General features: G+C 64.2%; 17 protein-coding genes and 1 pseudogene. 4 read left to right on the forward strand and 14 right to left on the reverse strand.

All coding sequences use genetic code 11. From position 1 onward, the window contains the following. The first annotated feature begins 403 nt into the window (after window positions 1-403). Both WS91_RS03385 and WS91_RS03390 read left to right on the forward strand, forming a co-directional pair. Window positions 404-673, forward strand: coding sequence for a hypothetical protein (locus tag WS91_RS03385; RefSeq protein WP_059575486.1), 270 nt, complete (start codon window positions 404-406; stop codon window positions 671-673). 241 nt (window positions 674-914) lie between these two features. Next, window positions 915-2,042 carry a porin gene (locus tag WS91_RS03390; protein WP_059575465.1) on the forward strand — a complete coding sequence of 376 codons (1,128 nt, stop codon included), beginning with the start codon at window positions 915-917 and terminating at the stop codon, window positions 2,040-2,042. A gap of 503 nt (window positions 2,043-2,545) precedes the next feature. Here WS91_RS03390 and WS91_RS03400 read toward each other — a convergent pair. Beyond that, complete coding sequence (locus WS91_RS03400) at window positions 2,546-2,902, reverse strand: pyridoxal-phosphate dependent enzyme (protein ID WP_059575461.1); 357 nt, start codon at window positions 2,900-2,902, stop codon at window positions 2,546-2,548. 7 nt (window positions 2,903-2,909) lie between these two features. On the opposite strand from WS91_RS03400, the pseudogene WS91_RS35440 reads away from it, so the two are divergent. Then, window positions 2,910-3,026, forward strand: a pseudogene (locus WS91_RS35440) (AraC family transcriptional regulator); the annotation flags it as partial. Window positions 3,027-3,333: 307 nt separating this feature from the next. On the opposite strand, the gene WS91_RS03405 reads toward WS91_RS35440, so the two are convergent. The 6 genes from WS91_RS03405 to WS91_RS03430 form a co-directional block, all read right to left on the reverse strand. Beyond that, window positions 3,334-3,942 carry an alpha/beta fold hydrolase gene (locus tag WS91_RS03405; protein ID WP_059575459.1) on the reverse strand — a complete coding sequence of 203 codons (609 nt, stop codon included), beginning with the start codon at window positions 3,940-3,942 and terminating at the stop codon, window positions 3,334-3,336. Next, complete coding sequence (locus WS91_RS03410; RefSeq protein ID WP_059575457.1) at window positions 3,939-4,376, reverse strand: hypothetical protein; 438 nt, start codon at window positions 4,374-4,376, stop codon at window positions 3,939-3,941. Before WS91_RS03410 ends, WS91_RS03405 begins: the two co-directional genes overlap by 4 nt. A gap of 42 nt (window positions 4,377-4,418) precedes the next feature. Then, a complete protein-coding gene (locus tag WS91_RS03415; RefSeq protein WP_059575455.1) occupies window positions 4,419-4,625 on the reverse strand; it encodes a hypothetical protein in 207 nt (68 codons plus the stop codon). 3 nt (window positions 4,626-4,628) lie between these two features. Next, window positions 4,629-5,180 carry a hypothetical protein gene (locus WS91_RS03420; protein WP_226377138.1) on the reverse strand — a complete coding sequence of 184 codons (552 nt, stop codon included), beginning with the start codon at window positions 5,178-5,180 and terminating at the stop codon, window positions 4,629-4,631. A 61-nt stretch (window positions 5,181-5,241) separates the two neighbouring features. After that, a complete protein-coding gene (locus WS91_RS03425) occupies window positions 5,242-5,859 on the reverse strand; it encodes a glycoside hydrolase family 19 protein (protein WP_059575454.1) in 618 nt (205 codons plus the stop codon). Further along, window positions 5,856-6,077: a hypothetical protein gene (locus WS91_RS03430; protein WP_156432273.1), complete on the reverse strand. Its 222-nt coding sequence runs from the start codon at window positions 6,075-6,077 to the stop codon at window positions 5,856-5,858. Before WS91_RS03430 ends, WS91_RS03425 begins: the two co-directional genes overlap by 4 nt. A gap of 112 nt (window positions 6,078-6,189) precedes the next feature. On the opposite strand from WS91_RS03430, the gene WS91_RS03435 reads away from it, so the two are divergent. After that, the gene (locus tag WS91_RS03435; protein WP_226377139.1) at window positions 6,190-6,969 is read left to right on the forward strand and encodes an SGNH/GDSL hydrolase family protein; all 780 of its coding nucleotides are present in this window, start codon (window positions 6,190-6,192) and stop codon (window positions 6,967-6,969) included. On the opposite strand, the gene WS91_RS35445 is transcribed toward WS91_RS03435, so the two are convergent. Genes WS91_RS35445 through WS91_RS03475 form a run of 7 tightly spaced genes read right to left on the reverse strand, consistent with a single transcriptional unit; the run spans window position 6,970 to window position 13,879 of the window. Next, complete coding sequence (locus WS91_RS35445) at window positions 6,970-9,483, reverse strand: beta strand repeat-containing protein (RefSeq protein WP_156432274.1); 2,514 nt, start codon at window positions 9,481-9,483, stop codon at window positions 6,970-6,972. It lies immediately after the preceding gene. Further along, the gene (locus tag WS91_RS37140; RefSeq protein ID WP_059575447.1) at window positions 9,483-10,025 is read right to left on the reverse strand and encodes a hypothetical protein; all 543 of its coding nucleotides are present in this window, start codon (window positions 10,023-10,025) and stop codon (window positions 9,483-9,485) included. The genes WS91_RS35445 and WS91_RS37140 overlap by 1 nt, the downstream gene beginning before the upstream one ends. Before the next feature lie 12 nt (window positions 10,026-10,037). Next, window positions 10,038-10,247 (reverse strand): hypothetical protein, encoded by a 210-nt coding sequence (locus tag WS91_RS03455; RefSeq protein ID WP_059575445.1) that lies wholly within the window; start codon window positions 10,245-10,247, stop codon window positions 10,038-10,040. After that, on the reverse strand, window positions 10,247-11,200 hold the full coding sequence (locus WS91_RS03460; RefSeq protein ID WP_156432275.1) for a hypothetical protein: 954 nt from the start codon (window positions 11,198-11,200) through the stop codon (window positions 10,247-10,249). The genes WS91_RS03455 and WS91_RS03460 overlap by 1 nt, the downstream gene beginning before the upstream one ends. A gap of 16 nt (window positions 11,201-11,216) precedes the next feature. Continuing rightward, the gene (locus WS91_RS03465; RefSeq protein ID WP_226377140.1) at window positions 11,217-12,095 is read right to left on the reverse strand and encodes a hypothetical protein; all 879 of its coding nucleotides are present in this window, start codon (window positions 12,093-12,095) and stop codon (window positions 11,217-11,219) included. Window positions 12,096-12,119: 24 nt separating this feature from the next. Continuing rightward, a complete protein-coding gene (locus WS91_RS03470) occupies window positions 12,120-13,535 on the reverse strand; it encodes a hypothetical protein (RefSeq protein ID WP_063889417.1) in 1,416 nt (471 codons plus the stop codon). Continuing rightward, window positions 13,532-13,879, reverse strand: a complete 348-nt coding sequence (locus WS91_RS03475) for a hypothetical protein (protein ID WP_059575438.1) — start codon at window positions 13,877-13,879, stop codon at window positions 13,532-13,534. The genes WS91_RS03470 and WS91_RS03475 overlap by 4 nt, the downstream gene beginning before the upstream one ends. Window positions 13,880-13,890 lie beyond the last annotated feature (11 nt).

Raw genomic sequence — 13,890 nt, forward strand, 5'->3', positions numbered from 1 at the left:
TGTCTCGTGTCTCGTGTCTCGTGTCTCGTGTCTCGTGTCTCGTGTCTCGTGTCTCGTGTCTCGTGTCTCGTGTCTCGCGCATTGAGCATCGAGCTTCAAACTTCAAACTTCAAACTTCGATGCATCGAACATCGTGACGCTCCACGCGGTTTACGCATTTTTTGCGTCGCACCACGGACTCTATACGCCGAATCTTCGCGCCGCTTTCTAGAATGCCCTTCATGTTCCAGACGAGATCTCCGCGACTCGAGCCGCACCGCGGCGCGGGGGCCAACGCATGAAGCCGCTCAGATTCCATTCCGATTCGATCGCCCTGCCTGCCTTCCACGCATCGCGCGCGACCGTTCATGATCGATCCGCGCCGATTCGCCCGCGCACCGCGCAGGCGGACTATCGCGTCCTGATGTCGATACGCGTCGGCACCGACAATCTGACCACCGTGCGGCGCGAGCTGCATCGGGTGCTCGGCTCCGCGCTCGACCTCTACACGGCGGTCATCGACAACAAAACCGGACAGGCGTGCCTCGAGCTGGAACTGGCGAGCACGCGCGTGCAGGATGCAATGTCGTCGATCATGCGCATCCTGCCCGAAGCCGAGTTCGGCAAGATCCGCCGCTCGGCGCGCGACCCCGCATCCCGCGCGCCCACGGCGCGCATGCGGACGTCGGATTGATCGTCGGCTGCCGGTCCCGCATCGCGACGGGACACCGCATTTTCACGGCAGCGGCAATTCGATACGTGGATTCGACATCGCGCGGCGGCAATCCAACGATTCGCGCCGCGCCGTCGATTCGCGTGTTTTGCTCCGGCGAGCGCGGGCAGCGCCGACGAGGCCGCCTCGAACATCGACGCGGCGCGTCGGGCGCCGTCCACGCTCGACGGTCGTCGTCTCCTTTCATCTCCCGAAACCCCCTATGAAGAAACGCATCACCCGCACGGTTTGCGCCGCGCTGCTCGGCGCAACCGCGAGCGCACACGCACAAAGCAGCGTCACGCTCTACGGCCTGCTCGACACGGGCATCGTCTACACGAACAATCAATCGGGCCACCCGGCATGGCAGCAAGGCAGCGGCCTGCTGTCGAACACGGTGTTCGGCCTGAGCGGCGCCGAGGATCTGGGCGGCGCATTGCACGCGATCTTCCGCCTCGAAAGCGGATTCAACCTCGACAACGGTTCGACATCCTACAAGAACGCCATGTTCGGACGCCGGGCCTACGTCGGCCTGCAGCACGACGATTACGGCACGTTGACGCTCGGCCGGCAGTACGATTCGGTCGTCGATTTTCTCGGGCCGATCGCGCTCGCGAACAACGGCGACGGCAACAATCTGGCGGCCCACCCGTTCGACAACGACAACGTCGACGATTCGTTCTACATCGACAACGCGCTCAAGTACGCGAGCCCCACGATCGCCGGGATGCAGTTCGGCGCGCTGTACGGATTCAGCAACCAGACGGGCTTTGCGAACAACCGCGCGTATAGCGTCGGCGTGTCGTACGGCAACGGGCCCGTCAATCTGGCCGCGGCTTACCTGCAGTTGAACCGCGGCGGCACGACGGCGAACGGCGCGCTGTCGGCCAACGACGGGCCGAACTTTCCCGCCGCGCGCCAACGCGTGATGGGCGCGGGCGGCAGCTATTCGTTCGGCCCGGCGACCGTCGGCGCCCTGTGGACCCACACGATGCTCGACGATACCGCGTCCGCGTCGGCGCCGGGCGCGACGCGCGCGCTGCGTTTCGACAACTACGAAATCAACGCGCGCTACGCACTGACGCCCGCGATTTCGTTCGCCGGCGCCTATACGTTCACCGACGGTCGCTACGACGGTGCCGCCGCGGGCCGCCCCAAGTGGCATCAGGTCACGCTGCTGGCCGATTACGCGTTGAGCAAGCGCACGGACGTATACGCGCAAGGCGTGTACCAGCATCAATTCGGCGTGCCGCCGGATGCGGCGCTCGGCTTCGCGTCGATCAACGGCCTCGACGCATCGTCGACGAACACGCAAGTCGCGGCGACCGTGGGGATTCGGCATCGGTTCTGACGTTGCGCCGACGGCGCAACGTCGTCCATGGCCGGCACGCATGCTCGCGCACGGCCGCTGCGTCGAATCGCGCCGCGCTTGCGCGACGCATCGGCGTCACGCATCCGGCAAGCGGCTTCGCTTGCCGGACGACGCGCGTGCGTCGCGGCGAGCAAGCATCCGGTGCATCGCATCTCGTTCGCAGCCGGCGGCAGGCACGGCGCGACGTGAAAGCGCAGCGCCGGCGCGCCATTGGACGATCGCCGGAGAACGCACCGTGCGCCGGCATCCGCCGCCGGCATCGCAAACGCATCGAACGCGGCAACGCGCCGTCGAATCGCCGGCGCGGCTTGCCGGTGCGCAGCGCCGGCTCGCGTTCGATGCAGTCGCCCCGAAACGCGATCGCGGCCCGAATCGCGCGATTCCTTCGCACGTCGCGATGCGTCGCGAGCCACGGCCCCGGCTTGGGCGAACTCGATCCGACGATCGCCGCGTAAGAAGCGGCGATGCCGACGCGACGTCTCTTACCGATACACTTCGGCGGTCAAGTACCTCAATCCCGAATCGATTGCGACGGTCGCGACCGTCGCCTCGGGCCCGAGGCGCTCGGCGACGCGCAACGCCGCGATGACGTTGAGCCCGGACGACGTGCCGGCGAAGATCCCTTCGTCGCGCGCCAAGCGCCTGCACATCTGCATCGACGCCTCGGTCGCGACCGACTGGACATCGTCGACTTCATTCGGCCGCCATCGAGGCGGCGCAAAGCCGATGCCTTCGATCCGATGCGAGCCTTTCGGCCCGCCGGACAGCACCGCCGACTCAGCCGGCTCCGCGGCGACGACGAGAAGCCCCGGGTTGCGCGCCCGCAGCCCATCGGCCACGCCGTGAAGCGAGTGCCCCGTGGAGCGCATCGCCGAGCAGGTCGGCTACGCGGACAGCGTCACGTTGCGCACGCCGCTGCGCAGGCGCTTGGGCAAAGGCGTGCGCGAGCCGCGCGGCGCGTAAGAGAAATGAGGCATCGGGACCTGGGCTGCGCCGCCGCATCCGGTCTCCGGCCGCGAGTCTCGCGCAGAATGGGTTCGATTCGGCCATCGTGCGGCCGCTTGCGCTCGCGGGAACGAAGACGTCCGGCAAACGCTTGCGGTTTCGAGGCGCGGCGGGCGAACTCGGTGCCGCCCAAAGGCGGGATGGTGCCGGGGACCGGAATCTAGAAGCGTGCCGAATCAAATACTTACGGCAGCATGGTGCGGATTTGTAGCAGGGAGAGAAATGCGATGCGCCGGACGCGCGGGAATCGAACCGGCGCGCATCATCATACCGGAACGCCGGATGACGGAACGATGGTCAGCGCCGCGATCACCCGCGCGATCGCATGATCCGTCACGTTCGGAAAAGGAAACGCCGCGCGGCCAATCTGCTGGATTGCGCCGGCGTGATGCCAGTCCGGCGGCAGATCCGGCACGATGTCGTTGCCGTTCTTGTACAGGCTGAGCGATACTTTCGCGAGCAGCGCCGCGACATCGCCGTTCGTACACACCCGCGGCGGCTCGAATCCGTAGACGGCCGCCGGCGGGTTGCCGCCGGCCACCATCGCCGAGGCGGCCATGATCGCGATCGCGGCGCCGAGCGAGTGGCCGACGAGCGTCACCGGCCGGCCGTCGATGGCGGCCAGCACCGGCACGGCGATGGCGCCCCACGCCGCCCAGAAACCGCGATGCACCTGGCCGACGCCGGGCACGTCGACTGGCATCACGTCCAGGTCCGCGCCGACGCTGTCGAGGTTGTCCGTACCCGGGAACGCGACGACCAGCCCGCCGGCCGTCTGCCGCACGATCGCGCGTGAGGCGCTGTCCGCCTTGCCGATGTCCGGCTTCGCGGAATACGCCTCCTGGGCGAGCAGTGCGAACTCTCGCGGGCTCATTTCAGTGGCTCACCCGCGAGCGGCGTCGACGCGGCCGCCGGTGCCGCCGCCGTCAGGAGCTGGTCGATGAGAGCCTGAACCATCGGACCGAACGTCTGGAGCCCGAGCAGGATGGCCTGCTGCTGCGGCAGCGCGGGCACCGCCTGCACGATCGTGATCGCGGCCGGCAGTAGCGAATCGTGGAGCGCTTTCAGGTCGGCGACGTACAGCTGCGCACCGACCTTGCAGATGGCCTGATTGGCCGGCAGGATCGTTTTCGAGATCGTGGCCTGCTGGTCGGCATTCAGCAGCGGCGACGTTGCGAGGATGGCGAGATCGCCGTTGACGATCGTGCAGCCGGTCTGGAACTGCTGTTGGACGGTCGGGAGGGAGTTGCAGGCGACGATGGCGACGGACGCGACGATGCCTGCCGCGAGCAGCATGAGCTTCTTCATGGGGGGATCCTTCGGGTGACGCCGCGGCGCGCGGCGGGAGGGTTACTGCTGGACGGCCTTGGCGGCCGCGCGTGCGACGAGCGCGTTGTAGGCCGCATGCAAGCCGGCGACGATCAGCGTCGCGACGAGCGACGACGCGCTGGTCGGCACGGCGCCGTGGAAGCCGCCGAGCGCCCAGTCGACGGTCGGAATGAGGTCGGTGACGCCGAGCGTGATGCCACCGCTGACGAGGCTGGATTTCATGGGCATGGCTTACTCCTGGTTGTGGTGGATGACTTCGACGTCGGAGAACTGGTAGCCCTCCTTCGCGTACTTCTGTGCTATCCACAGAGGGAACGGCATGGTGTGTAATCCCTCGTCCTTCCCGATGTGGTGCGCCTTGCAAAGCAACATGCCGTTCACGGTCATGTCGTCGACGAACTGGGTCCAATCGGTGAAGCTGGCCCAGTCGAATGCCTTGATGTGCTCGCCCCAGAAACCGGCCTGCGCGTCGAACTTGAAGCGCTCCCAGTCGATCAGCTCGGCGAGCGAGCGCTCAATCGGATGGTGGTGAGCCTCGAGCGGATGGCCGGATTCCTCGGCCGTCGCGTTGCAGATGAAGCAGCGGCCGCCCTCGCGCGCGATCAACTCCTTGCGCGTGCGCTCGAACAGCGCAGTCGTTTTCCGCTCGGCGTGCTCCGGAATGTTGACGGCCACCGAGAGCGTTTCCTTCTCGGTATGCGCGCGCGTCACGTGCGCGAGCCCCTCGGCCGTGCAGTGTTCGCACGGATGCTCGAGCGGCACGTCATGGCTGCATCGGGTCATGTCTGGTTCCAGAAACGAAAAAGCCCGGCGCGCGGCCGGGCGGGATTGTGGTGTGCGCGCATCAGGCGATGCCGAGCGCCTTCTTCGCCGCGCCGTACAGGTAAAGGCGCTGCGAATAGCCGTTCAGACCACCGTTGATCACGCGTGTGATCTGCTGGAATTGGCCGGCGTCGGCCAGTGCATTCAGGCCGTGCGCAGCCCACCACCAGGCAGCCGACGCGGCGGCATTCGCCGGCTCGACGAGCAGGTCGGGCTGCTGCACGAGCGGCAGGCCGAGCGCCACGGCGCACAGCTGGTAGTTGTCGTGGAACGTGATCTGCATCAGGCCGCGGCCGCGATACCGCCAGCCGTCACCGCTCGCCTCGTCACCGTTCCCGTACCGTCCGGCATAGACGCGATTCGCGATGGCCGGCGGCCGCCGCGCGTACTGCTGCGCCTCGGCCTCGGTGAAGTACTTCGGAAACGTCGCGAGCAGCCCCTCCGCGCTGTAGTTCAGGTTCTCGGCGATGGCGGACAGACGCGCGCTCTCGACGCCGACCTGCGCCAGAAACGCGGCCGCGCGCAGCGGCGTGCTGATCTGTTGTGCATCGCAGGCGGCCTGCAGCGGCCCGACCCACTGCGCCGCACGCGCTGGCGCAGCGCCGCACCCGGCGGCGACGATGGCTGCGGTCAGGTTCACTTGAAAAGCACCTCGAGCAGCTTCATCGCATTGGCCGGCCCGACCAGCACCGCAGCGGCGAGGAAGTACAGGATGTATTCGATGCGCTGCATCCGCTTGTCGCCGCGCTGGAGGCGATCCTGGATGCCCGCATAACGCTCCGCGCATACGGCCTCGTGGACCGCGATGCGCTGTTCGTTCTCAGCGATGTCTGCTTGCATATCGTCGTGACTCGTCACAGGTGATCCCCGAATTGAAAAAGCCGCCTCGACGGGCGGCTGGTCATAAAACGCACGTTTTCCCGGGAGGTGTAATATCCCGATCCATGCTTTTTCACTTATTCATTACAAAATGAAAAAAATCGTTGCAGTCGCACTGATGTGTCTGTCGGCCAGCGCATTCGCAGCCGAAGATCAATGCTTCATTCCGAATCCGAAATCGCCGCAAAGCTGCGTCGTAGATGCCGAAGCGCTAAACCGCTCGGTCCTGCAATACGGCGATGATTCGCGACTCTGGAAGGTGTTCAAAAAAGCCGAAGCCGGGAAACCGATCGTCATCGCAGCGATCGGCGGATCGATCACGCAAGGCGCATGGGCGACCTCGCCCGACAAGACCTATGTCGGCCGTGTCTTCGGCTGGTGGCAAGCCACCTTCCCGAAGAGCAAGATGAAACTCATCAACGCCGGTATCGGGCAGACCGATTCGAAGTTCGGGGAAAAGCGACTTCAGCGCGATCTGCTGAAATACAAACCCGATTTCGTCATCACCGAATGGGCGAATAACGACGCAGGCACGCCCGAAATGCGGGCGAGTTACAAGCGAGTCGTCGAGCGCATTCTGGCGGCGCCGAATCACCCCGCCGTGCTGATGCTTTTCACGATGGGCCGGGACTGGTCGAACTCCGAAGATAATCAAATTCCGATCGGACGAGAGTTGAATGTCCCGATGATCGCATTGCGCGAATCGATCATGCCTCTCGAAAAAGCAGGTAAATTCAACCCCGTCGACCGAACAGCCGACCCGGTTCACCCGAATGACCTCGGCCACCAGATCATTGCGCAGCTCGTCGCATATCGCCTGCAGTCCGGACTGAACAACATGCACGATTCGACGCAGGCGAGCGCGAAGTAATCAGCGCACGCGGCGCGCGCGCAAGAACCCGGCGGCGGAAACCGAGCCGCCGCTGAATACCGCTTCGCCGACCAGATAGACTGTCGTCGTGCTCGACACGTTGATGCGCGTGACAGGCGGAATCGCCGTGGCGGCGCCAGTCGCCGTGATCGATCCGCCGCTCTGAAAGTAGTTCCCCAGAGACGGCAGCGTCGCCGACGTCGTATTCACGCCGGCGATCCAGATCGTCGACGTCGCGCCGCTGCCCGACGTATATGTCGCGGCACCAGTCACATCCCAATCCCCGGCAGTCAGGCTGATGCTGGTCAGGTTCTGTGCTGTCCCGCTCGTCGTCATGTTGACGCTCGAGAAGGTCGAATTGACGAATTCGCCCACGCTGCCCGCGTTCGCGTTGTCCGCCGCCGCCGTGCCCTTGATCCCGGCGGTCGTCGATGGCGTGATCAGGCCGCTCGCGCTGAGCGTCGTGAAGCTGCCTGCGGCGGCCGTCGTCTGCCCGATCGCCGTACCATTGAGGCCCGTGCTGGTGATGTTCGCCGCCGTGCCGCCGTTGATGATGAAGTTGTACTGGCCGCCGCTCGGCTCGATGAAATTGAGCACGCCTGCGCTCGGCGAATACATCGCAACCGAGTACGTCGAGGCCGCTGAATACCACGTGAAGCCGGTCATCAACGGCATCGAGATCACATTCGCCTGACGCGTGCCGCCACCGGTATCAAGCGCCCCGTTCCCGATGACAATTCCGTTCTGGAACGTCTGCGGGTTCGGGACGATGTCGATCGCCGTCGTACAGCCACTCAGACCCGCCGTCGTCGATTGCCCTGTACCGCAATCGTAACGATGGGCGACCGTCTGGTTCGTCGCGTTGATGTTGAACGGATCTTCACCAGGCGGCGAACCCCACAGGCTGTTAATGGATTGCTCCATCTGGATATGCGGTCCAAAGCCAGCCGTCGCCGCTGCGAGGTTGTCCTGCAGATAAACGTTCTCAGCGGGATACCCAGTGTTGCCCCAGGAATCCAGGTACAAGAAACTCTGCAGCGGGAACGCAGCAGCCCCGCTCGTCGCGTCGGATGACCGCGCGCCAAGCGTCAGCGCGTAGCCGCCGGTCGGCGGCGATACGATCTGCGCGGCACTCGTAAGGCGGAAGTCCTGTCCAGCCGAAACTTGATTCAGCCATGCAGCCGAATTTCCCTGCGATGCTGAACCAACCTTCAGCGTCTGTGTGCCGACGTCGTTCGCGATCACCGATGATGTCGTACTGTAGCGCTGCTGACCGAATTGCACTGCTACAGCCGTCGAGTTCGTAGCGGTTGCCGGGCAGTTCATAGTGACCGTCGTACCTGAAATTGCGGTCACATAGGCTTTCGAATATGCGGCATTCGGCGTCGAGCATTCGTTGACGAACGACGCGTAGATCCCCATGCCGACCGCGATTCCGGTCGCGCTCGTGACCGTGATGCTCGTCGAGCCGTTTGTCGTCGTGGCAGTCGTGCTGATCGGCGCGACGATGGTCGGGAATACCGACGTACCGATGCTGGTCGGCGTGCCGAGGCCAGTCGTGCCAGTCGAAGAAAGCGTTGTGAATGAACCAGTGCTCGGCGTCACGTTGCCGACAGGGGTACTGTTAATGCCTCCGGCTGTTGACAAACTGCCCGAATCGGTAAGCGTCAGAATAGCAGTGCTATATCCGCTGTTGACTACTTGCAATTGGCCATTCTGCGAACGGATCGATTTGTTCGGTGTGGTCGCACCATTCCCATTCAAGCTGATGTTGGCGCCGTTTCCACCGGTATCCGTTACGACGAGCGTCCCGGTAGAACCTGACGTGGTGGCCGAAAGCGACGTGAACGCGCCGGTGCTTGGCGTTACCGCGCCAATCGGTGACGCGTCGAGGCCGGGCGAAATTGCCACTCTGCCGCCGCTCGCGCCGATGGTCGGATTCCCACCGTTCGAACCCGTGAGTGTGAGATAGCGAGTGGCTCCGGCAGTGTTGGAAACGACGGCCTGGGTGCCACCGCCGGTGTTCATCACGACCGCGCCAGTGCCTTTCGCGTTGGCATTCAGGTTGACGTTTGTGTCGCTACCCTGTGCAGAGATCGTGACACCATTGTTGGTCGGCGCCCCGGTCACTTGAAGATAGTTCACGGCGCCCGGCGTGTCCACGATAGACATTTGTGCGCGCGTAAGACTGCCTGTATAGAACCCGATCCCGTTCGTCCCTTTCGAACTGAGATTCAAGTTGACATTGGCATCGCTACCTGCCGCCGAAACACTAGCACCGTTGCCAGTTATATTGCCCTGCACTTGCACCCAATTGACTGCACTTGCGGTCGTTACTGCGCGCAGCGCTTCAGCACCTGCTGTGCCGCCGAGGCTAACCTGACCAGAAAATACGCCTGCCCCAGCAGTCACCGAACCGCCCGTGACCGTGAGGTTGCTCAACGTCGGCGACGGATACGACTGCGCCAGCGCGACCAGCGGAACAAGAAGAAAGGAAATCAGCAGTTTTTTCATCACGATTTCGAGAGAACCCCGCCGTTGTTCCAGAGGACGCCTGCGCTTGCCGGGAGCGTCGTCGGCAGGCTGTTGAACCATGCGAGGTAGAGCGTGCCGAAGGTCGACGTCGACATGCCCGTGATCGAGCTGTTCACGAACGCGGTAGTCGCGATCTGCGTCGTGTTCGTGCCGGTGGTTGCCGTCGGTGCGGCAGGCGTGCCGGTGAATGTGGGCGATGCGAGTGACGCGAGGCCCGTTGCACATGTGAAGCCCGTCCCGCTCGTATAGGTCAGCGCGTTGCCGGCCGCGCTACACGAAGGCATCGCGAACGCCGTCACGCCGGCCGTTGCCGATGTGACGTTCGCGAGCACGGTATTCGCCGCGATGTTCGCGAGACTGCTGATCGCGATGCCGCCCGGAAATGACGGCGGATTCGTGAACGTCGCGTTCGTGATCGTGGCCGTGCCGTTGACGGTCATGTTGTTGAACGTCGGGCTCGGGTACGTCTGGGCGAGCGCCACCAGCGGCGCGCAGAGCGCCGCGACGAGCAGTCGTTTCATTGTGGGAGACCTTTACGAAATGGCGACGACGCCTGCGTCGTTCCAGAGCTGGCCGGCGGTTGACGGCTTGTCGGTGGGAAGCGATGCCGCGAATGCGGACATCAGTTGGATCAGCGCGGCGAGCGGCATCGTGCATTCCGCCCAGTTGCCGTTCTGCATCTGTTTGATCGTCACCAGCTCGTTGCCGGTGAGCGGTTGCGGGAGTCCGTAGATCCCGCTCATCACGAGTACTCGTAGACGAGGACGATGCCGTTGAAGCCGGTGTTCCCCGCAGTTGCAGCAGCCCCTACGATTGCGACGCCAGCAGCACCCGCGCCCGGGCCGACGCCACCACCCGCAATCGGCGAGCCGCCGCCCGGACCACCGATCGCATTTGCCTGCCCCGACGGACCGAAGGTCGAACCGCCAATGCTCATCGAGCCAGGCTCGCCAGAGACATTCAGGATGTTCCCGCCCGTTGCCGTCGGCGGCGATTGCACACCCGATCCCGGAACGCCGAACACGGTTGATCCATTGGGGCCGAAGCCTTGTGTGCCGAAACCGCCTTGCGCCGTCATCAAAGAGCCGAAAGACGAATTTCCACCGTTGCCGCCGAGGCTGTTACCCACTGCGCCAGCCAGGCCGCCCGCGCCGACGGTGATCAGTTGCGACGATCCGATCGTTGCGGCTACGAACCGACCGACCGCCAGAGCCCCCGAGCAAGCTCCGCCCGAGATCGAAATTTGCGTTGCGCTCGCGGCCGACACGCCGCCCGTACCGCCGCCCGCTGCCTGGCAGGAAGCGATCACGAAGCTCATCCCCGGCGTCGGCGTGTATGTCGTCGAGCCGACCGTCGTGAACGTCTGAATCCCGATCAGCCGCCCCGGGTTGATCGATTGCATCTGCCCCGCCGTCGGCCCACTGAAGGCGAAATCGTTCGTCGACCATGCCTGCGCGGTCGTGCCCTCTTGCCCGCGCAATAGACCGCTGAGCGTCGCGCCCGAGATCGACGTCGCGTAGATGATTTCGAACTGTTGCTGCGTCGCGCGGTCGTTGAGCGTGATGACGAGCGCCGTGCTCGCCGGAATCGATGACGGCAAGTTCGCCGCGCTCGAGAGCGTCAGCGATGTTGCGGTGGACGAGATCGCCCCCGCCAACGTCGTTGCCACATTGTTGGCGAATGTGAAAATGGTCATGGTCGAGTGGTCAGTGCTACGAGATCGCGATCAAGCCGCCGTCGTTCCAGAGCTGGCCCGAGCCGTCGGTGCGCGGCGTCAGCGGGAGATTCCCGCCGCCCAATGCGAGCAGCTCAGGCGGGAAGGTGGTGCCGAAATACAGCGGGGGTGCCGTCGGATCGGGCGTCACGCCAGGGATGACAGAGATCGTTCCGCCGTTCCACCACACCGCGCCCGGCGACAGGCCGACCGGACTCGTCGGATAGTTGAATGGGAACTGCATCGTCAGCAGCCCGTCAGTGTTCGCGAACCGGACGAAATCGAACTGCAGCTGATACTCGAACGGGAACTGGATCGCGCCGTTCGCATAGCAGAGCTGCAACGCCTCGAAGCCGACGCTGTCGAGCGCCGTCACCGTGAAAAGCGTGCCCGCCACCGTGATCGACGGCGGATCGTTCAGCACGGGGTAATCGCTCCCGTTCACGCCATTGATGAACCGCGAGATGCGATTCTTCAGCCACTGCATCGTGAACTGCATGCCGTCGCCGCGGTACAGATGCCACGTCAGCACGCGCTTGTAGATGTCATCGCTCGCGACTGACGTCGTCTCGTTCGTCGAATAGTACTGTGCGTCGTATGCAATGGTGTCGTACGGATTGGCGTTATAGCCGGCCCGCCGCACGGTCGATTGCGTCGCCAGCACGGGACGCCGGATGCCGTACACACCTCTACCGATCCAGTCGAGCAACGCCCCAGTGATGAACGGCGATGTGTACAGGCCGAGGGGCGCCTGGTTGAACCAGTCGAGATACCCCTGCGAGAGGCCGTTGAAGCTATTGACGAACGCCTGCAGCGACGGATCGTCTTCGTATTCCTTGTAGAGGTACGACGGAATGACCTGCTGCAGCGGTTGCATGCCGAATGACTCGATCTGCATGCGTCACCCCTGCGTTACGGTCACGCCCGTCGCCGAGCAGAAAAAGTAGCTTTCCGGGTCCGACGTGATGATGTCCGTGCCGGCCGCCGGCGACACCGGCGTTCCGTTGATCGTCACCGAGAATTCCAACGTCGTGATGTTCGGGCCATCGATCACAGATGACACGGCATCGCGGAACGTCGCCACCATCTCGTTCAGGTTGATCGGCTGACCCGAGAAGATCGAATTGATGTACGCCTGCAGCGCGGGCGCCGCCAGTTGGTTCACCGAGCTACCGGCCGTGAAGTTCGGCAGTGTTGTGTTCCATGTGACCGCGAGCGTCACGACCTGTTGCGGCGGATTGACGAACGGGATGTTGTACGTGTTCGGGTTCTGGAACAGCGACACATTGACGTTGCGCGGATTCGACGAGAACGTCGCGCCACCCGTGTACGTGCCGAATCCGGTACCGTTCGTGCTCGTCGTGATCGACGTGCCCGAGATCGCGGCGACGGTATACGTGCCGTTGAACGCGCTCGGCGTCGCGCCGGTCACGGTGAATGTCTGCCCGACCGTGTAACCGGCCGCCAAGTTCGTCTGGATCACGACCGGATTCGCGTTCGTCATGCCGGTGATGCCGAGCCTCGAACCCTGCAACAGCGCGATGTCGGCGACACCCTGCAGGATCGCCGCGGCGACCGCGTAAGCGTCACCGCCTCCGCATACCACCTGCCAGCCCCCCGTCACTTGGTTGATCGAAATCAAGCGCTGCTGCACGCCGTTGATCTTCCCCAGCAACGTTTTCAGGAATGCCGGAGTTCCGACCGATGCAACCTGTCCGGCCTGAAGAACCCGGCCGCGATAGGTCTGCGGGCTTTCCGCGCTCGTTGCCGCAACGCCGGCGCCCGGATTGTTCACCGAGATCAGCCCGACATACTCGCTCGGCAGAGACGTGACGATCTGGTTGACCGTGTTGGCCGGGATCGCGAACGTACCGTTGTTCGTGGCGACCGCGTAGAGCTGCGCCGACTGGCCGGTCGACTGGATCACGCCGCCGTCCTGCAGCGCGTATTGATTCGATCCGTCGCTCACGACGAATCCGGGCGGCAGCACGTAGCCGGCCGGCCCGCTGAAAACGACATACACGTTTCCGTTCGCACTCGTACCTTGCGGCACGCCGAACTGTGCGCCGAGTTGCGCGAGCACGAAGGCGTTTGCGCCGTATGGCGTCACGCTGTTGACCGCTTCCACGCGCGCCTGATCGATCGTCGTCAGCGCGCCGACATCCGTCGACGCGACATCCTCGATCAGGCTGCCCGGCAGATTGGCCGTGTAATCGGGTACCTCGGCGGCGACATCATTGACCAGGTTCTGCCGCAGCGTGGCCGGATCGGTCGCAACCGGGCCGGCCGCAGTCATGACGAGGGGAATCTGGCTCATATCGCTACGGTCGCGTTCAGAAGCGCGCCGCTATGCGCGACGGCCTGGATGTTGTAGACGGGCGGAAAACTGCCGGGAGCGCGCACGATCGCGAGCGATGCGAAGTACGGCGCGAACTGCTGCTGCGTGACCATCGCGTAATAGTCGGGGAACACCTGCGTGACGACGGTCTGCTGCGCCGGTATTCCGTAATTCGCATAGAACGGCGATTCGCCAAGGTTCAGCTTCAGCACCTGACAAAGGGTCGTCAGATAGACGTTGTCGTTGTAGCCGTTGGCGTCTGTCGTGACGGAGACCCAGCGATACGAGCCGTCCGCGTTGTAGATCCTGCCCCACGTGCGCACGTCGTCGCTCC

Origin of the sequence: Burkholderia sp. MSMB1498, assembly GCF_001526245.1 — a bacterium.
In the GTDB taxonomy this organism is placed as follows: domain Bacteria; phylum Pseudomonadota; class Gammaproteobacteria; order Burkholderiales; family Burkholderiaceae; genus Burkholderia; species Burkholderia savannae.

What these genes read in the sequence shown, in the direction of transcription:
- WS91_RS03385 (WP_059575486.1), top strand. Translation starts at nt 404, where the DNA reads ATGTCGATACGCGTCGGCACCGACAATCTGACCACCGTGCGGCGCGAG.
- WS91_RS03390 (WP_059575465.1), top strand. Translation starts at nt 915, where the DNA reads ATGAAGAAACGCATCACCCGCACGGTTTGCGCCGCGCTGCTCGGCGCA.
- WS91_RS03405 (WP_059575459.1), bottom strand. Translation starts at nt 3,942, where the DNA reads ATGAGCCCGCGAGAGTTCGCACTGCTCGCCCAGGAGGCGTATTCCGCG.
- WS91_RS03410 (WP_059575457.1), bottom strand. Translation starts at nt 4,376, where the DNA reads ATGAAGAAGCTCATGCTGCTCGCGGCAGGCATCGTCGCGTCCGTCGCC.
- WS91_RS03415 (WP_059575455.1), bottom strand. Translation starts at nt 4,625, where the DNA reads ATGCCCATGAAATCCAGCCTCGTCAGCGGTGGCATCACGCTCGGCGTC.
- WS91_RS03420 (WP_226377138.1), bottom strand. Translation starts at nt 5,180, where the DNA reads ATGACCCGATGCAGCCATGACGTGCCGCTCGAGCATCCGTGCGAACAC.
- WS91_RS03435 (WP_226377139.1), top strand. Translation starts at nt 6,190, where the DNA reads ATGAAAAAAATCGTTGCAGTCGCACTGATGTGTCTGTCGGCCAGCGCA.
- WS91_RS35445 (WP_156432274.1), bottom strand. Translation starts at nt 9,483, where the DNA reads ATGAAAAAACTGCTGATTTCCTTTCTTCTTGTTCCGCTGGTCGCGCTG.
- WS91_RS37140 (WP_059575447.1), bottom strand. Translation starts at nt 10,025, where the DNA reads ATGAAACGACTGCTCGTCGCGGCGCTCTGCGCGCCGCTGGTGGCGCTC.
- WS91_RS03455 (WP_059575445.1), bottom strand. Translation starts at nt 10,247, where the DNA reads ATGAGCGGGATCTACGGACTCCCGCAACCGCTCACCGGCAACGAGCTG.
- WS91_RS03460 (WP_156432275.1), bottom strand. Translation starts at nt 11,200, where the DNA reads ATGACCATTTTCACATTCGCCAACAATGTGGCAACGACGTTGGCGGGG.
- WS91_RS03465 (WP_226377140.1), bottom strand. Translation starts at nt 12,095, where the DNA reads ATGCAACCGCTGCAGCAGGTCATTCCGTCGTACCTCTACAAGGAATAC.
- WS91_RS03470 (WP_063889417.1), bottom strand. Translation starts at nt 13,535, where the DNA reads ATGAGCCAGATTCCCCTCGTCATGACTGCGGCCGGCCCGGTTGCGACC.